The sequence below is a fragment of the Paenibacillus sp. D9 genome (genome assembly GCF_001188365.1).
Taxonomy (GTDB): domain Bacteria; phylum Bacillota; class Bacilli; order Paenibacillales; family Paenibacillaceae; genus Paenibacillus_O; species Paenibacillus_O humicus.
Window position 1 is genome coordinate 1,852,746 of sequence record NZ_JZEJ01000001.1, and the last position, 18,149, is coordinate 1,870,894.

Here is an 18,149-nt window from a genome sequence, read left to right on the forward strand (position 1 = left end):
GTCCCTTCAGGTTTTTTTCGTTCCCTCATCATCCATCGGTCGCTGATTCCGAGCGGCTCCTTGTTCCACGCCTAAGATGAAAACGCTTTAAACGGCATCCGCTCATCCGGTCCCCGATTGGAACCTTGGCCCGGACCGACTATAATAGAATAGATTTCCTGTTCAACCTACTCTATTTCTATGGGGGTTCCTATGCGACCTACTCAACAGCAATTGGAAAACTACGCCGACATTATCGTCCGCGTCGGTGTCAACGTGCAGCCGAATCAGAAAGTCGTCGTCATGGCTCCGATCACCGCCGCGCCTCTCGTTCGGCTGGTGTCGTCCAGAGCGTATGCAGCCGGTGCCCGCGACGTCCACGTCGAGTACAATGACGAGGAGCTGACCCGCATCCGCTTCAAGCAGGCGCCGGAGGAGAGCTTCTCGGAATATCCGGCATGGCGCGCCAATGCCATGAAAGGGTTCGCCGACGAAGGCGCCGCCTTCATCCAGATCTACTCCCCGAACCCGGACCTGCTGAACGATATCGATCCGGACCGGATGGCGACCAGCTCCAAGACGGCATCAACCGCTCTCGCTCCTTACCGCAATGCGCTGATGAACCACGAGAACGCCTGGACGCTCGTATCCTACGCCACTCCGGAATGGTCCGCCAAAGTATTCCCGGGCATTCCCGTAGAAGAAGCGGTCGAGAAGCTGTGGGACAGAATCATCGATGCCACCCGGATCGGTCTCGACAATCCGGTCTCGGCATGGGAAGAGCATAACGCCACCCTGCTGTCCATGGTCGACCGGCTCAACGCCAAGCGCTATGCGGAGCTCCGCTATACGGCTCCCGGCACGGAGCTGACAATCGGACTTCCGGATGGCCATCTCTGGCTCGGAGGAAGCAAGGAAAATTCGCGCGGCGTCATGTTCAATCCGAACATGCCGACGGAGGAAGTGTTCACAATGCCGCACAAGGATCGGGTGAACGGAACCGTTCGCAGCACAAAGCCGCTGAACTACAATGGACAGGTCATCGACGGCTTCTCCTTGACGTTCAAGGACGGCAAAGTCGTCGAGTTTTCCGCCGAGCAAGGCTACGAGACGCTGTCCAAGCTGCTCGCGACCGACGAAGGCGCCGTGCAGCTCGGCGAAGTCGCGCTTGTGCCGAACGATTCCCCGATCTCGAATTCCGGCATTACCTTCTTCAATACTCTGTACGACGAGAACGCATCCTGCCATCTCGCTCTCGGCCAAGCCTATCCGGTCAACCTGGAAGGCGGCTCGGACCTGTCTCCCGAGGAGCTGGCTGCCCGCGGCTCCAACCGCAGCCTCGTCCATGAGGACTTCATGATCGGCTCGCCGGAGATGGACATCGACGGCGTCACGCAGGACGGCAAGATCGAGCCGATCTTCCGCGCCGGCAACTGGGCTCTCTAGGTTCAAAACCCGGCCTATGAGGCCGATGCAGCATCCCGGAAACTAAAAAAAGCAATCCGGAAGCCAGGCTTCCGGATTGCTTTTTGTTTTTCAGCGGCATTGGAGGAGGAATCCGCCGGCGCTGTTCGGCAGATGAATCGGCCGCAGTCACCGGCAGCCTGTGCTTCCATCCCTTACTTCGCTTCCGCGGCCTCAGGCATCGCTTCCGGACGGGAGCAGCTGCTGACCATCTCGTAGTGCCTGCCCTCGGCGGAGGCGTCATGGAAGCCGTGCATCGCCTCCAGCACATGGTAGGCCATCTCGCCGCTGGCGCGATGCGGAATTCCCTCCGCGATGGAGCGGGCCAGGTCGGCCACGCCGATGCCGCGGTTGTTGTCCGTGAAGCCGTGCGTGAGCGGAATCTCTTCCGCCGCATCGGCTCCCTGCCTGCGCAGCCGGACGACGCCCCCGAAATTATTGGGATCCGGAACGAGCAGCGTGCCTGCCGTGCCGTAAATCTCGATATTCGGCAGCGTTCCCCCGACCGGGGTGTCGAAGCTCGTAATGAGCGTGCCGACCGTGCCGTTCTCGAAGTCGATCACCCCGGCGATATGGGTCGGAACCTCGACGTCGATCACTTCTCCGCGCTTGGGCTCGCTGCGGACGGTCCGCTGCGGATGCGAGACGACTGCCGAGCCGGTCACCCTGCGGATCGGACCGAGCAGATTCACCAGAGCGGTCAAATAGTACGGGCCCATGTCGAACATCGGTCCGCCGCCCTTCTTGTAGTAGAAGGCCGGATCGGGATGCCAGCTCTCGTGGCCGCCGCTCAGCATGAAGCCGACTGCGGCGATCGGACGGCCGATCGCTCCGTCGTCGATCAGCTTGCGGCAGGTCTGGATGGCGCCGCCGAGGAACGTTTCGGGAGCGCTAGCCACCCGGAGCCCTTTGCTGGCGGCCAGCTCAAGAACCTGACGGCCCTCCTCGCGCGTGACGGCGAGCGGCTTCTCCACATACACATGCTTGCCGGCTTCCAGCGCAGCCAGGCATACCGGGGCATGGGCCTGCGGAATCGTCAGGTTGACGACGATGCCGATCTCCGGATCTGCGAGCAGCTCTTCCACTGTATAGGCATGGGGAATGCCGTATTCCTCCGCCATGGCGCGCGCTCTGGAGGGATCCATGTCGGCGCAGGCCGCCAGCTCCACCTCGGGATACTGCTTCAGGTTCGTGAAATAGATGCGGCTGATGTTGCCGCAGCCGATGACGCCGACTTTAATGGGGTTCATAGTATTGGGGCCTCCTTGGGCTGTCGTTGTTCTAGGCTTGCGGACGGGCGGCCCACAGGAAGCCCCGTCTCATCAGTTCGAGCACCGGAGGCATCTCGACGATATTGGCCTGATGTCCGAGCGTATTGTGGTAGACGCGTCCTTGGCCCCATGTCTTCGTCCAGACGACGGGCATCTTGACGCCGTCGAAGTCGGTCGCCGCATGTACGGTGATGGCTGGATCGACGTGCATGTAGTATTTTTCCGAGGAAACCTCGAAATCTCCGATTCCCTCTGTCAAAGGATCGTCCGGGCGGCTCATGCTCACCTCGTATCTCACCCCGTCGTTGCCGGGATGCGCGACCCATTGTCCGCCGACCATATGCTGATATTCGACTTCATTGCGGAAGGCGTCGCTCATCCCTCCGTGGCAGCCGGCGATGCCGCAGCCGGCCTGCACGGCATCCAGCAGCGGGCGCAGCTGCTCCTGAGCGATGCTTCCCATCGTCCAGATCGGGACGATCAGATCGAGCGAGATCATCAGCTCCGCGTCCTTGAAGCTGTCCAGCGTATCCGAGACGACAACGTCGAATTGTTCCTTGCCCAGCAGCTCCGCGAAAATCGCGGCCACCTCTTTCGGCTGATGGCCGTCCCATCCGCCCTGCACGATCAATGCTTTTCTCATAGTGCACCCGCCTTTGTCCTCATATCGTTTTCGAGCTTCACGCTTCCTGCATTTCCTGTAGGGCTACCCAGCGTCGCTCCGCGATGGAACGGTCGACCGCCTCCAGCACCTCCTGGCATTTGACGCCGTCGACGAAATTCGGCGAAGGCTGACGGTCTTCATGAATGGCGGTGAACAGCTCCAGCATCTCATGCGTGAACGTATGCTCGAATCCGATCGTATGCCCTGCCGGCCACCAGGCGTTGATATACGCATGCGGCGCATCGGTGACGAGCACTCGGCGGAAGCCTTGCACATCGTCCGCATCGTCGGTGAAATACACCTGCAGCTCGTTCATCCGCTCGAAATCGAAAATGACGCTGCCTTTGCTGCCGTTGATCTCGAAGGAATTGGTGCTCCGATGACCCGCCGCGAAGCGGGTCGCCTCGAAGCTGCCGAGCGCGCCGCCCTCGAAGCGGGCGAGGAACAGCGTCGCGTCGTCGACCGTGACCGGACCGCGCGGAGCGTCCTTGTCGCCCTTGGCGCTCAGTCCCGTCATCTCGGCGGCGATGGGCCGGTCCTTGACGAAAGTTTCGCTCATGCCGATCACCTCGCTGAACTCTCCCACCAGGTAACGGGCCATGTCGATCAGGTGGGCGCCGAGATCGCCATGCGATCCGGAGCCGGCGATATCCTTCTGCAGCCTCCATACGAGCGGGAAGTCCGGATCCAAAATCCAGTCCTGAAGGAACCAGGCGCGGAAATGATAGATTTGGCCGAGCCGTCCTTCATCGATCAGCTTCTTGACGAGCTGCACGGCCGGCGAGAACCGGTAGTTGAAGCCGACCATATGCTTGATTCCGGCTTGACGGGCCGCCTCCAGCATCTCCCTCGCATCCGGCAACGACAGAGCGAGCGGCTTCTCGCAGAACAGATGCTTGCCTGCTGCCGCTGCGGCCAGCGCGATTTCCTTGTGCGCATCGCTCGGAGCGTTGATGTCGATCAGGTCGAGATCGTCCCGCTGGACGAGCCGTCTCCAATCCGTCTCGGCTTCCTCCCAGCCGAACTGGGCGCGGGCCTGCTCGACGGCTGCGGCATCGCGGCCGCAGAGAACCTTCAGCTCCGGACCCGCAGGGGCATCCGGGAAAAACATCGGCAGGGCGCGATAGGCATTGCTATGCGCCTTGCCCATGAACTTGTAGCCAACCATCCCAACCTTGATCTTCTTCACCGACATCATCTCCTTCAATGGATTCTGTTGTCTGCTTGCCTTCGCCTCATGGACGGCCGGGGCGGTACAACAGCGTCGAATCCCTCGCCGCCAGCCTCGTAGCCAGCATGAGCTCATGGGAAGGCGCGATGCCGCCCTCCGCCTCGCCGATCGCCCGCAGCGCAGCCTGCCGGCCGACTTCGTCGAAAGGGACCGCCACGGAAGTAAGCTGCGGGCTCGTCATGGAAGCTCCATCCGAGCCGTCATATCCGGCGAGCGCGTAATCCCTTCCGGCCTGGATCCCTTTCTCCAGCAAGCCTTGCATGATGCCGATCGCCATCCGGTCGTTGCCGGCATACACGCTGTCGGCCTGTCCGCTCCGCAGCAGCTCCTCTACCCGAGAGGCAAGCGCCAGGCCGCTCTTGCGGCTGTACTTGCCTTCAAGAACGATATGCGGCGACAGCGGCAGATCCGCCTGCTCCAACCCCTCCACATAGCCGGCATACCGGTCTCCGCTGTTGGAATACTGCGCAGGACCGCCGACAAAGGCAATGCTGCGGCAGCCGAGTCCGTGCAGATGGGCTACCGTCTGCCGGCTCCCTGCGGCATGATCTCCGTCTGCCGTCCGATGCTCCAGTCCTTCGAACCGCTGGCCTGCGACGGCGTAGGGATAGCCGGCCGTCTCCAGCTCCATCAGCGCCTCCCTCTCTCCCGGAATCCCGCTCGAACCGAGCACGATGCAGGCATCCGCCTTGCGGGATCGGAACAAGCCGGCATATGGACTTGCATCTCCCGGCTGCCGGAAGATCAGCAGCAGATTCAGCCCCCGCTCGCCGGCCGCAAGACCGATACCGCCGAGCAGCTGCGAGAAGTAGAAGGTGGAGAAGAGCGGCACGTTCGGCATGAACGGCAGCACGACGCCCAGGTTTCCGCTCCTCTTCTTCGCGAACTGCCGGGCGATGTCGCTAGGCACATAACCCAGCGCGTCCGCCGCCTCCAGCACCTTGAGCCGGGTTGCCTCCTTGATCGGCCCCGTCCCGCTCAGCACCCGCGACACGGTCGCCTCGGATACGCCCGCAAGCTTGGCGACTTCCGTCCTTTTTGTCATTCCACAGCCTCATTTGCCTTAAATATATACTCATGTACGCGTGTACATTTTTTCATGAAAACGCTCTTATGTCAATGCAATCCTGCGACAACAAAGCGATGAATGGCGCAATAGCGAACAAAAAAACCCGGCAAGGCCGGGGGGATGAATCAAATGAACGGCATCGTTTGCGAATGGGCCGCGCCGCGTCACCTATCCCGTCTTCCTGCCGAACCGGATCCGCGGATCCAGCAGCAGATAGATCATATCCGCGATCCAGGAAAATAGGACAACGAGAGCGGTAACGAGGAGGATGACGGCGATCAGCAGCGGATGGTTGCGCGAAAGAGCGGCGTAAACCATCAGCGATCCGAGACCGCCCCAATTGAACACGTTCTCGACGATGGCCGAGCCGCTGACCAGCATCGGCAGATCCATCGCGGCAAGAGTAACGACGGGGATCATGGCGTTTTTGAGTCCATGCACAAGGATGACCCGTTTTTCGGGAACGCCTTTTGCCCGGGCAGTCTGCAGATAGTCCAAAGGAAGCACCTCCTGCAGGCTGGAGCGGATGAACTTGAGATACACGGCGACGATGCCCAGCATCAAGGTCGCCACGGGCAGAACCATATGCTGAAGCAGATCCGGCAGGTTCCCTTCCATTCCGGGAGTATGCATGCTGCTTGGAGGAAGCCAGAGCAGGTTCATGGCAAACAGCTGACGCAGCCAGATGCCGGCGGCGCTGGCTGGCAAGGCGAAGCCGGCAAGCGCGAGCATGGCTGCCGCCCGGTCCGACAGGCCGCCCGGCCGGCGGCTGTTGTAGATCGCCAGCGGAAACGCGATCATGAGCGCAAGAAGCCACGCGGTGCCGATCAGAATCAGGCTGTTCTGCGCATACTTCCAGATGTAGCCGCTGATCGGATACATCTGGTAATCCAGGCCGAGCGCTCCATGACGGAGACCTTTGAGCCAGGCCCAATACTGCTCCAGAAAGGGCAGATCGAGTCCGAGCGCATGCTTCCGGGCATCCACGAGCTGCTTCTGCTCCAGCGTCATTCCGATCGTCGACCACATGTCGCCGGGCATTTCATGAATCAAATAAAAGCATGAAGCGGACACGATCAACAGGACGACAATGGATTGAAGCGTTCTGCGAATGATGAATTCCCACATATCGGACCCTCGCTTGCCGGCAGGAATGGATGGCGGAGGCGCGGACTCCTGCGCATTCGCGACCACCTGCCCATAGTTACCATCTTCTGTTCAATTACAATCTTCTGCTCTATTGCAATCTTCTGCTCGATTGCAATCTTCTGTTCAATTACAATCTCCTGCTCCATTAATTACAATCTCCTGCTAAATACACCATTTCCTGCTCATCTTCTGCTTGCTCCAGAGCATTCACAGCCTTGTGGCATAGAAGATGGCTACAGATTGACGGTTTTCATGCCGTCCTCGGCGTACCGCTCGCCATGCGCCGCTCCGCGCGGGGCGACCTCCTCGATCCGGCTCCGATCTCCGTCCGTCAGCCCGATATGGACCGCTCCGATGTTCTCCTCCAGATAGCTGCGGCGCTTCGTCCCCGGGATCGGAACGATGTCGTCGCCCTGCGACAGCAGCCAGGCAAGCGCCAGCTGGGAAGGCCTGCAGCCTTTCGCCGCCGCAATGTCGCGGACCCGGTCCACCAGCTCCAGATTCCTGCCGAAGTTCTCTCCCTGGAAGCGGGGAGAGTGGCGGCGGTAATCGTCCTGCGGCAAATCGTCGAACGCTTGGATCTGGCCGGTCAGGAAACCTCTGCCGAGCGGCGAATAGGGAACGAAGCCGATGCCGAGCTCGCGGCAGAGCGGGAGGATCTCGTCCTCGACATCCCGGCTCCACAGGGAATATTCCGTCTGAAGCGCAGAGATGGGATGCACGGCGCTGGCGCGTCGGATCGTATCCGGAGCGGCTTCCGACAGGCCGAGAAAGCGGACCTTGCCTTCCTTGACCAGCTCCGCCATCGCCCCGACCGTCTCCTCGATCGGCGTATCGGGATCAACCCGATGCTGATAGTACAGATCGATATGATCGGTTCCAAGACGCCGCAGGCTGGCCTCGCAAGCCGCGCGTACATAATCGGGACGGCCGCTCACCCCGAGCCTTGACCCGTCCTCCGCTCTGCGGATGCCGAACTTGGTCGCGATGGCCGCGTCGTACCTTCTGCCTTTGACGGCTTGTCCGACCAGCTCTTCATTGGCTCCGACGCCGTACATGTCCGCCGTGTCCAGGAGCGTCACGCCGAGCTCCAGCGCGCGGTGGATCGTGGAGATCGACTCCGCTTCGTCCCGGCCCCCGTAGAAATCCGACATGCCCATGCAGCCGAGTCCCAGCGCCGATACTTCCAAACCTTCTTTTCCCAGCATCCGTTTCTGCATGCAGAATTCGCCTCCCATTCATTTTGCCAAACCGGCAGCGGCCCATCCTTCCGGCCGTCCATGCGCCGTCCAATCGTTATGCTGCAGCCTCCGCAATGCCAGCGTGTCCGTCTTGCTGAAGCTTCCATAATGCTGGAGTTTCCATCATGCCAGAGTCTCCGTCTTGACATGCCCATGCAGCCGAGTCCCAGCGCCGATACTTCCAAAAAGCCTCCGCCATACCAGAATGTCCGTCTTGCCGGAGCCTCCCATGCCGGAGTCTCCGTCTCGCTAGAGCTTGCCCTGCCGGTCCTTCAGCAAATCGCGGATTTCGATCAGCAGCTTCTCCTCGCCCGTCAGGACGGGATCCTGCCTCTTCGGCAGCTCTTCCTCATGATGCCGCTTGCGCTTGAGGCCGGTGAGCAGCCGGATGAACAGGAAAATGGAGAACGAAACGATGAAGAAGTCGATCACGCTCTGGAGGAACAATCCATAGGCGAGCGTAGTATCTCCGAATGTCGCCTTGAGCCCGGAGACGTCGACGCCTCCGAACAGCATGCCGATCAGCGGCGTCAGAATGTCCGCCACGAGCGAGCTGACGATTTTGCCGAAGGCCGCCCCGATGATGACGGCGATAGCGAGATCCAGGATGTTGCCTTTGAGCGCGAACGCCTTGAATTCCTTCCACAAAGGGAGCCTCACTCCTGTTCCATTATAGGTTGTCTATTTCCCACGTCCTTCCATTTTAACTCCATTCGGCTTCTGCCGCCAGATACATATCCGGCGGAAAGCCGGCGTAAGGTAGCACATAGCGGCAGAACCCGAGCCTGCCACCGGAAAAGGAGTCCATGCCATGAACAATGAGCGCCAATCCATGCCGGTTCCCGAGCCCATGCGAGCGGATGGAGCCGGCGGGCCTGACAAAGGCCCCCGCAACCTTATGCGCGATCTGCAAAATCCCGATCTGCTCGTCCCCCCGCCAACGGACAACGGCCTCATCCCGAATCTGAGATTCTCCTTCTCGGATGCGCATATGCAGCTGAACCAGGGCGGTTGGTCGCGCGAGGTGACCATCCGGGAGCTCCCCGCAGCGACAACGCTTGCCGGAGTCAATATGAGCCTCATTCCGGGAGGAGTCCGGGAGCTGCACTGGCATCAGCAGGCCGAATGGTCTTATATGCTCCTCGGAAGCGCCCGGATTACCGCCATCGACTGGCAAGGCCGCAATTTCATCGCCGACGTCGGTCCCGGAGATCTGTGGTACTTTCCGCCGGGGCTGCCCCATTCCATCCAAGGGCTGGAGGAAGGCTGCGAATTCCTGCTCGTCTTCGACGACGGCCATTTCTCGGATCTGAACACCCTCTCCATCTCCGATTGGTTCGCCCATACTCCCAAGGACGTGCTGGCCGAGAACTTCGGCGTTCCGGCGAGCGCGTTCGATTCCATTCCGCCCGGACAGGTCTACATCTACCGCGACCGGGTGCCGGGTCCCGTCCAAAGCCAGGAAATTCAGTCGCCATACGGCTCCGTCCCGTTTCCTTTCAAGCATTCGCTGCTCGCCCAGACTCCTCTCACGACACCGGGCGGCAGCGTGAGGATCGCAGATTCGACCAACTTCCTGGCATCCAAGACGATCGCGGCCGCGCTGGTCGAAATCAAGCCGGGAGGCATGCGCGAGCTTCATTGGCATCCCAACCAGGATGAATGGCAGTATTACTTGGCCGGACAGGGCCGCATGACCGTATTCGGCGCCGGCGGCAAAGCGAGGACCTTCGATTACAGAGCCGGCGACGTCGGCTACGTCCCTTTCGCCTTCGGCCATTACATCCAGAACACCGGAACCTCCACGCTCTGGTTTCTGGAAATGTTCCGCAGCAGCCGCTTCGAGGATATTTCCCTCAACCAGTGGATGGCGCTGACGCCTCGCCAGCTCGTCAAAAGCAACCTCCATGTCGGAGACGAGGTCATCGATTGCCTCCGGAAAGTCAAATGGCCCGTCGTGCCGGGACCGGATAAGGAGTGAGAGCCGAATGCATCCCGAACGCTTTTTTGCGCAGGATCGGTTTCCCTACGCCTGGATGGCTGCTTATCCTCCCCTGCCTCCTATCCGCAGCCTGTACCGAAGCGGCAGCCAGCAGGGCGAGCCTGCGCCGAGTCTGACCTTTGTCCTCGTCCATGGGTCCTGGGCGGACGCCAGCTATTGGAGCGAGGTTGCATCCGAGCTGAGAAGGCAAGGCCACATCGTCCATGTGCCGGAATATCCCGGTCATGGCCCGGATTATAATCCCGGCGTTACGCATGAAGCCATTACCCGAGCGGTGGCGGCAACCATTACGGGCTGCGGCCTCTCCGATGTGCGGCTCGTCGGCCACAGCTTCGGAGGAAGCGTCATTCAGAAAACCGCCGAGCTCGTGCCGGACCGAATCCGCAGAATCATCTTCATGAACGCGTTCGTCCTGAAGGACGGCCAATCGGTCGCAGACGAGCTCCCTCCTCCCGTGCAGCAATCGTTCATCCAGCTCAGGCAGTCTTCCTCCGACGATACGATCATGCTTCCGTACCCGCTGTTCAGGGATACGTTCGCGAATCTGGCCGACAAAAGACTCGCCGATCATCTGTACAGCAGGATGGTTCCGGAGCCGGCGAAACCTCTCTTCGAGAAGCTCGACCTGAAGAAATTCTATGGACTCGAAATTCCGAGAAGCTACCTGTACCTCACGACCGACGGCGTGCTGCCGCAAGGAGAAGGCTACGGCTGGCATCCACACATGTCCGGACGTCTCGGGGTGTTCCGGCTGATCAAAACGGAAGGCGACCATATGTCCACCGTCAAAACCGCTCCGGCGCGCATCGCGGCCGGCCTGTACGAAGCTGCCAGGGATTGAAGGGAAGCCGGAGCGAGCCATTCCTCCAGCAGTCGGTGCAGCCGGTGAAGCAGGCGGCGAGGCAGCCGGCGAGTGCAGCCGGCAAGGGCAGCCGGCGAGGCAGCCGGCGAGTGCAGCCGGCAAGGGCAGCCGGCGAGGCAGCCGGCGAGTGCAGCCGGCAAGGGCAGCCGGCGAGGCAGCCGGCGAGTGCAGCCGGCAAGGGCAGCCGGCGAGGCAGCCGGCCAGCCTGACGTTGCCAGACTGGCCGAGAGTCCCTTAGGGGACTTTTTTTAGTTGGACGGTTTCGCAATCTTGCGCTCCTATCCGGGATGCCGCACAAACGCGCTTGAAGGCGTTATACTGATGAAGGAGGTGATCCTGATGCGGATAACGGATTCAATCGGCTTCGGGCTGCGGGAAGACGGGGGCGGCAGCTCCCTCGGAGAGCCGCAGCTGCTGGGCGACAGTGAATGGGAAGCCGTGGCAGCATGCGACGGCTCGAGAGACGGGGAATTTTTCTACGCGGTCAGGACGACCGGAATATTCTGCAGGCCTTCCTGCCGGTCCAGGCTGCCGAACCGGGAGAACGCCGGCTTGTTCCGAACGTTCGGCGAAGCGCTCGCCGCCGGCTACCGCCCTTGCAAGCGATGCAGGCCGACGGGAGAGCTCGTGCCTGACGAGGACTGGATCACCCTGGCCCAAAGATTCATCCGCGCTCATTATGCCGAGCGCCTGACCTTGGAAGCTCTCGCGGCCGCATGCCACGGCTCGCCGTTCCACCTCCACCGGACGTTCCATAAAATCGTGGGCGTCACGCCCGTTGAATACATCCAGCAGGTTCGGGCCGAAGCCGCCAAGGAGCTGCTGCTGTCCACGGATCTGCCCGTCGCTGCCGTAGGCAAGCGCTGCGGCTGGCCCAACACGCCTTATTTCACGACTTTGTTCAAAAAAATGACGGGCATGACTCCGGCTGCTTACCGCCGGAATGCCGCCGACAGGAAAGGGGAACGGATTCATGAGCGCACAAAATGAGGTTATCGTCTATTGGTCCATGCTCCGTCACGGAGATTGGGAGCTTCATCTGGCCGCAACCGAAGAAGGGTTGGCATTCGTCGGCTCGCGGGATGGAGGGGAAGCCGAAATGACGGCGTGGACAAGCGCCCGCATGCCGGGATCGAGGCTCGTTCGAAGCGAGGAGAAGCTTCATCCCTACGCGGACGAGCTGCTTCAATACTTGGAGGGCAGGCGCGATGCGTTCACGCTGCCGTTCGCGATGAGCGGAACGCCGTTCCAGCTCGCGGTATGGGAGGCGCTCAAGAGCATTCCTTATGGAGATACCGAGTCGTACTCCGGAATCGCGGACCGGATCGGCAGGCCTTCCGCAGTCCGGGCCGTCGGCGCCGCGATCGGCGCCAACCCCGTGCTGATCGCCGTGCCCTGCCACAGGGTCATCGGCAAGGGCGGCGCGCTTACCGGCTACCGGGGCGGGATGGAAATGAAGACGACGCTGCTGGAACTGGAGCGAGCGCGAAGGGCCGGTAATCAAGGGAAGGCATAGCAAAAGCAGCGCCTCGGGACATGGAAACGGTCCCGGGGCGTTTTCACTTGCTTGGCCAGCAGCATATGCCCAGCCCGATCCAGCGCGGCGGAGCTCGCCCGAGGAATAATAGCGAAAGCGGGCCGCGATGCGGCCCGCCCGATCTATTTCACGCTCATATACCGTTCATACGCGGCTGTGCGGATCTTGAGCAGCTGATCCAGCTTCATGTCGTTCAGCTTCTTGATGTAAGCATCCCATTCGGCATCGATGTTGCCCTTGGTCACCCACTGGGCGCGCATCGTCGCCGCATAACCGTCGATGTCGGTCGTCAAGGTCGGCAGCTCCTGGAATTCCTCCGCGCTGTACATGACGTTCGGGAACGGCGTCGTCACGTATTCGCTGCCGAGCTTGTCGATCTCCAGCTTCAGGCCGTCGCCGGTCTTCGGATTGAGCACGATGTTCTTCTCGAAGGAAGGGCTCACGTACTTCGGTCCGAAGTCGCGGACCGACTGCTCCCAGTACCAGGCGTCGGCGCTAGTGCCGCTGGGAGGGTCCATCAGGGTGTACGTGCCGTTGTCGTTCTTCTGGATGACGGTGCCGATCGCTCCCCAGAAGTTCTGGATGCCGGCTTCGTTCGTGTAGAACTGGTCCGCCCAGCGCGCGGCGATCTCCGGCTGCTTGCAGGAGGCCGTAATGAGCAGCTCGTTGCGGTACAGGCTCATGCCGACCGGAATGCCGGACTGATACCGCTTGCCGTCCGGTCCTGCGAGCGGCGGAATCGTGACGTACTGGTCCTTCCATTTGCCGAACACGGCGTCCGGAGTCCACTGGTAGGAGAAGCCGACGATCGGCGCGTCCGCGTTCTGCTGCTTGGCCGAGGTCATCGTGGCGTCCTGCGTGAACATTTCCTTGTCGATGAGGCCCGCTTCATACAGCTTGTTGGCCCACTTCAGCCCTTCCTTGTATTCCTCTGTCACCGGATAATAGACCGGCTTGCCGTCCTTGACGAGCATGTTGTTGCCGTTCGGATCGGTGATGCCGAACGGATTGAGGAAGTCCATGCTCAGCCCTTTCTCGGTATACGGAATCTCGTCGTTCTTGCCGTTGCCGTTCGGATCCTGCTCCTTGAACGCCTTGAACACGTTGTAGAGATCGTCGATCGTATCCGGCACCTTGAGGCCGAGCTTATCCAGCCACGTCTTGTTGATGACCGGCTGGAACTTCGTTTTCGGACGGGACGGCAGCCTTGCCGGCATGGAGTAGATTTTGCCGTCCGGGAACGTGCTCAGCTTTTTCAGCTCCGGCGTTTCCTGCAGCGCGGCCTTCAGGTTCGGCATGTAGGAATCGATGTATTCGTCCAATGGGCGGAAGTAGCTCAGATTGTTGACGATGTCGGAGTCCGAGAACGCGAGATCGCCGAAAATGATGTCCGGCAGCGTGCCGCTGGCGAGCATGATCGACTTCTGCTCGTTCCAGTCGTTGGAGGACATGACCTGCCATTCGATCTTCACATTCGTATTTTTCTCCAGATCGATCATCCACTGGTTCTTGGTGAACGTGTCGCCCATGTTGCCCCAGCGGACGGTCAGCGCCTTGAGCGTTACCGGCGTCTTGACGATCGGCAGGCCTTCCTTGTTGAACTCGCCGGTCTTCACGGCTGCGGCCTTGTCTCCTCCGCCGCCGCTGCAGGCGGTCAGCCCGACCAGCAGAGCTCCGGAGAGCAGCGCGGCCATCACGGTTTTAGATGCGGAACGGTAACCCATCTTTCATTCCCCCCGATTAATTGTTGTCGCGAGATCACATCCCGGTCAAGCCGATTGCTCATTCCTTCACGGCGCCGATCATCACCCCCTGATTGAAATACTTCTGCACGAACGGGTACAGCAGCATGATCGGAACGGTAGAGACGATGATGACCGAATACCTCATCAGGCTGGCCAGCCTGAGCGCGATCTGCGCCGCCTCCCCGCTCCCCATGCCGGACTGCATCTGATTGGTGATCAGGATGTTGCGCAGGATGAGCTGCAGCGGGTACAGGTCGGGATTTTTCAGATAGATCAGCGCGTTGAAGTAGGAGTTCCAATAGCCGACGGCGATCCACAATCCGAGCACGGCGACAATCGCCTTGGAGAGCGGAAGCACGACCTGCGCGAAGTACCTCAGATTGCCGCAGCCGTCGATCTGCGCCGCTTCCCACAGATCGCCCGGAATGCTCGTCTGGAAAAACGTCCGGGCTACGATGATGTTGTAGGCCGACACGGAGAAGGGAAGCACCATGACGAGAAAGGTATCGTACATATGGAAGTCGCGGACCGTCAGGAAAATCGGAATGAGGCCGCCGCTGAAAAACATCGTGAAGATGAAGTAAAGGGACAGAAGCTTGCGCCCGGGCAAATCCCTGCGGGACAGCGCATACGCCGCAGACAGGTTGACTGCGAGGCCGATCGCCGTGCCCGCTGCCGTATACAGGATCGTGTTGCGGTAGCCGATCCAGATGTTGGCATGCTTCAGCAGCTCCTTGTATCCGTCCAGCGTGAAGCCGCTCGGCCAGAGCCATACTTTGCCGCCGGCAACCGAGGACGGATTGCTGAAGGAGGCGATGACGATAAAATAAAGCGGATACAAAAGCACGATCAGCATCAGGACGGCGAGTCCGTACAGAACCGCCTCCAGGACGGCATCGGAAGAGCGGGTGTTGACGCCTCCGGCCGTTTTGCCCGCAACAGCGGCCTTCCGTGTCTCCATCATGAATTCCTCCGGCTTACCACAAGCTGTTGCTGCTTGTTTTTTTGGCGATTTGATTGACGATGACGAGCAGGGCGAAGTTGATGACCGTATTGAACAGGTTGATTGCGGAGGAGAAGCTGTACTGGCTGCTGAGCAGGCCGATCTTGTACACATAGGTGGAGAGGATCTCGCTCGAGGTGATGTTGAGATCGTTCTGCATCAGGTATACCTTTTCAAAGCCTACCCCGAGCAGCCCGCCGACCCGCAATACCAGCAGCGTCACGGCCGTCGGAAGCAGCATCGGAATATCGATGAAGCGGACCTTCTGCCAGCGGCTCGCTCCGTCGACAGTCGCAGCCTCATAGAGGCTAGGATCGACCGCCGACAGCGCCGCGATATAGATGATGCTGTCCCAGCCGGCATGCTGCCACACGTCCGACCAGACATAAACGCTGGTGAACAGGCCCGAGGAGCCCATCAGATCGGGAGGCTCCGCTCCGAACAGCGCGTACAGATTGCCCAGCAGTCCTGTGCTTGGCGAGAACAGAATGAGCATCAGCCCCACCATGACGACCGTCGAGATGAAATGCGGCATGTACGTCACCGTCTGAAAGAAGCGTCTGAACCGGTTGGCCCGCATCTGGTTCACCATGAGCGCCAGCGCGATCGGTATCGGGAACGTGGCCATGCTGTACAGGCTGATGACCAGCGTGTTCCGGATCGTATTGTCGAATTGATACGATTGGAAAAATTTCTCGAAATACTTGAATCCCGCCCATGGACTGTCCATGATTCCGAGCGCAGGACTGTAATCCTTGAACGCGATCACGACGCCGTACATCGGCTTGTACGCGAAAAGCAGCGTCAGGATAAATGCGGGCAGCAGCAGCACATACAGTCCCGCTCCCCTTCTGATCTGCCTGACCGTCCGTCCCGTCGTTCCGGCTTGACCGGATGCCATCTTCATTCCCCCCCATGCAGCGGCACTGTCGCTGTCCGTCTTGAACTCCTCCAGTATAGCCCCGCCCAGGGCGCGGACGGCGGACCTGAAGGACCGTTATCCGGACTTCCGAGGCGCGCCGGGAGGAATCCGCCCTCGGTCATCCCTCCCTCCATGCGGTTATCCGGACTTGTTTTTGCGCTATCCGGACTTTGGCATTCCGAGCCGCCGACATCCGATCCATTTTCTGGACGAAAACCTTTATACTAGAAATAAAGCGCATTCAAGATTGGAAGCGCGGAAAGGACTGGAGCCTCCCGCCTATGAATCCATCCAACCGGAAAAAGCCCTACCCGATCATCCATTATGTCAGGCTGCTGGTTTTCCTCTCGTTCCTGGCCCTTGCGCTCGACCTTGTCATCAGCGTCATCTCCATGTCCCTGGTCAAGCAGCAATCCACGAGCAATGTCCAGGATACGGCCGATCTCTATGTCAACCGGATCGACCATGACTTCGCCTATATCAACCATTACATGGGCTGGACGCTGGCCAACGACGAGACGATCACGGACATGAACGATTATCCGGACAACAGCACCGAATTCCTGAAGGCTCAGGAGAAGCTCTTTAAGCGGTTCACCGAGCTGACGAAAAACTACGAGCAGGAATACAACTTCTTCTATTACTTGAAGAGCCGGGACTTGTTCCAGAACTGCGCGCCGATGGGGATATCCTACGGGCATTTTCTCGAGCTGAAGCAGCAGATCCGATCGCTGACGGAAGACAAGGGGGTCTATGAAAACTATTATTCCAAATGGACGCCGCTTACGGTTCGGGGAATTTCCTACATCGTCAACATCGTCCCCTACCATGACCGCTACCTGATCGGACTCGTCTCGGCGGACAATATGATCCGGCCGCTCCGGCAGATGGATCTCGGGGCAAGCGGGTACGCATCGCTGGTCGACGAGGAAGGCCGCAGCCTGTCCGCTCCCCAGAGCGGCAGCCCGCCCGGCGCCCGCAAGCCGTTCTGGCTGAATCTGCTCCGGGCGCCGACCGTCGTGGACAGCAGCTTCAGCAACGCCACCTTCACCGCCGAGCTGGTCATCCACTACGGGGCGTTCGAGAAGATCATGATTGTGCAGCTGCTGATCATGCTGCTCTTCTTTCTCGTCACCTGCACGCTCAGCGCGTTCCTGTTCCTCTTCCGCAAGCAGGTGCTCGGGCCCGTCAAGAGCTTCTCCTACAATCTGGCCCGCATCTACGAGGACGGCGACTCCGGATCAGGCGCCGGAAGCCGCATCATCGAGCTGGAGCAGGCGAACGCGCAGTTCCGGGATCTCGTCAGGCAGCTCAAGAAATACAAGATCGAAATGTACGAGCAGGAGCTGGAAAAAAAGAAGATTCAGCTGGATTACATGAAGCTTCAGATCAACCCGCATTTCTTTCTGAACTGCCTGACGAGCATTTACAGCATGGCGCAAATGGAAATGCACGAGGAGATCGAGAGCATGTCGATGGCCACGACGCGCTACTTCCGCTATATCTTCCAGAGCGGAGACAACCTGGTCCTCCTCGAGGACGAGATCGAGCATGCCCGAATCTATCTCGATATTCAGCGATCCCGCTACCGGAGCGCATTGTCCTATACGATCTGCCAGCCGGACCGTGCTTCGGGCGTAAAGATTCCCCCTCTCGTCATCCAGACGTTCATCGAGAATGCCGTCAAATATGCTGTCTCGCGAGAGCGGGAGCTCAGCATCTCCATCACGGTGTCGATGCAGAGAACGGAGGATGAGGAGATGGCCGTCATCGCTATCGCGGACACCGGCCCCGGATTCCCGCCTCCCATCCTGGAGCGGCTGCACAGCGGAGAGAGCCTCGATCAGACAGGAGGCAACCGGATCGGCATCATGAACACGCTGCAGCGGCTGAAGCTGATGTACCGCGAGCGGGCGACGGTCGACTTCGCCAATGGAATCGACGGCGGAGCCCGCATCACGATGACGCTCCCGGCCGGCAGCGACTAATCCCATCCCGAAAGGAAGCCTG

General features: G+C 60.2%; 17 protein-coding genes. 7 read left to right on the plus strand and 10 right to left on the minus strand.

From position 1 onward, the window contains the following. Positions 1–192: 192 nt before the first annotated feature. Positions 193–1,425, plus strand: a complete 1,233-nt coding sequence (locus VE23_RS08535; protein WP_048749833.1) for an aminopeptidase — start codon at positions 193–195, stop codon at positions 1,423–1,425. 173 nt (positions 1,426–1,598) lie between these two features. Here VE23_RS08535 and VE23_RS08540 read toward each other — a convergent pair whose 3' ends face one another. From VE23_RS08540 to mscL, 7 genes are all read right to left on the minus strand, one after another. Further along, a complete protein-coding gene (locus VE23_RS08540; protein WP_021881291.1) occupies positions 1,599–2,693 on the minus strand; it encodes a Gfo/Idh/MocA family protein in 1,095 nt (364 codons plus the stop codon). Between the two features lie 31 nt (positions 2,694–2,724). Then, a complete protein-coding gene (locus tag VE23_RS08545; protein ID WP_021881290.1) occupies positions 2,725–3,357 on the minus strand; it encodes a ThuA domain-containing protein in 633 nt (210 codons plus the stop codon). A gap of 37 nt (positions 3,358–3,394) precedes the next feature. Further along, positions 3,395–4,546 carry a Gfo/Idh/MocA family protein gene (locus VE23_RS08550; RefSeq protein WP_373864520.1) on the minus strand — a complete coding sequence of 384 codons (1,152 nt, stop codon included), beginning with the start codon at positions 4,544–4,546 and terminating at the stop codon, positions 3,395–3,397. Positions 4,547–4,613: 67 nt separating this feature from the next. After that, positions 4,614–5,654: a LacI family DNA-binding transcriptional regulator gene (locus VE23_RS08555; RefSeq protein ID WP_048749839.1), complete on the minus strand. Its 1,041-nt coding sequence runs from the start codon at positions 5,652–5,654 to the stop codon at positions 4,614–4,616. A gap of 192 nt (positions 5,655–5,846) precedes the next feature. After that, positions 5,847–6,806 carry an ABC transporter permease gene (locus VE23_RS08560; RefSeq protein WP_069202570.1) on the minus strand — a complete coding sequence of 320 codons (960 nt, stop codon included), beginning with the start codon at positions 6,804–6,806 and terminating at the stop codon, positions 5,847–5,849. 254 nt (positions 6,807–7,060) lie between these two features. Continuing rightward, complete coding sequence (locus tag VE23_RS08565) at positions 7,061–8,047, minus strand: aldo/keto reductase (RefSeq protein WP_048749846.1); 987 nt, start codon at positions 8,045–8,047, stop codon at positions 7,061–7,063. Positions 8,048–8,317: 270 nt separating this feature from the next. Continuing rightward, positions 8,318–8,716, minus strand: coding sequence for a large conductance mechanosensitive channel protein MscL (gene mscL, locus VE23_RS08570; protein WP_048749843.1), 399 nt, complete (start codon positions 8,714–8,716; stop codon positions 8,318–8,320). A 163-nt stretch (positions 8,717–8,879) separates the two neighbouring features. Between mscL and VE23_RS08575 the strand changes: the two genes are divergently transcribed. From VE23_RS08575 to VE23_RS08595, 5 genes are all read left to right on the plus strand, one after another. Then, positions 8,880–10,049 (plus strand): oxalate decarboxylase family bicupin, encoded by a 1,170-nt coding sequence (locus VE23_RS08575; RefSeq protein ID WP_048749845.1) that lies wholly within the window; start codon positions 8,880–8,882, stop codon positions 10,047–10,049. A 7-nt stretch (positions 10,050–10,056) separates the two neighbouring features. Beyond that, complete coding sequence (locus VE23_RS08580; RefSeq protein ID WP_232316837.1) at positions 10,057–10,911, plus strand: alpha/beta fold hydrolase; 855 nt, start codon at positions 10,057–10,059, stop codon at positions 10,909–10,911. Next, entirely contained in the window at positions 10,908–11,141 is a 234-nt protein-coding gene (locus VE23_RS08585; protein WP_049867769.1) for a hypothetical protein, read from the plus strand. Before VE23_RS08580 ends, VE23_RS08585 begins: the two co-directional genes overlap by 4 nt. A gap of 112 nt (positions 11,142–11,253) precedes the next feature. Further along, on the plus strand, positions 11,254–11,922 hold the full coding sequence (locus VE23_RS08590; RefSeq protein ID WP_232316843.1) for a bifunctional transcriptional activator/DNA repair enzyme AdaA: 669 nt from the start codon (positions 11,254–11,256) through the stop codon (positions 11,920–11,922). Further along, the gene (locus VE23_RS08595) at positions 11,906–12,448 is read left to right on the plus strand and encodes a methylated-DNA--[protein]-cysteine S-methyltransferase (protein ID WP_049867770.1); all 543 of its coding nucleotides are present in this window, start codon (positions 11,906–11,908) and stop codon (positions 12,446–12,448) included. Before VE23_RS08590 ends, VE23_RS08595 begins: the two co-directional genes overlap by 17 nt. Positions 12,449–12,591: 143 nt before the next feature. Here VE23_RS08595 and VE23_RS08600 read toward each other — a convergent pair whose 3' ends face one another. The 3 genes from VE23_RS08600 to VE23_RS08610 are packed head-to-tail and all read right to left on the minus strand — an operon-like array spanning position 12,592 to position 16,118. Continuing rightward, the gene (locus VE23_RS08600; protein ID WP_049867771.1) at positions 12,592–14,193 is read right to left on the minus strand and encodes an extracellular solute-binding protein; all 1,602 of its coding nucleotides are present in this window, start codon (positions 14,191–14,193) and stop codon (positions 12,592–12,594) included. Between the two features lie 58 nt (positions 14,194–14,251). After that, positions 14,252–15,178, minus strand: coding sequence for a carbohydrate ABC transporter permease (locus tag VE23_RS08605; RefSeq protein WP_232316845.1), 927 nt, complete (start codon positions 15,176–15,178; stop codon positions 14,252–14,254). 13 nt (positions 15,179–15,191) lie between these two features. Continuing rightward, positions 15,192–16,118 (minus strand): ABC transporter permease, encoded by a 927-nt coding sequence (locus tag VE23_RS08610; protein ID WP_049867773.1) that lies wholly within the window; start codon positions 16,116–16,118, stop codon positions 15,192–15,194. A gap of 302 nt (positions 16,119–16,420) precedes the next feature. Between VE23_RS08610 and VE23_RS08615 the strand changes: the two genes are divergently transcribed. Beyond that, positions 16,421–18,127 (plus strand): sensor histidine kinase, encoded by a 1,707-nt coding sequence (locus VE23_RS08615; RefSeq protein ID WP_049867774.1) that lies wholly within the window; start codon positions 16,421–16,423, stop codon positions 18,125–18,127. Positions 18,128–18,149 lie beyond the last annotated feature (22 nt).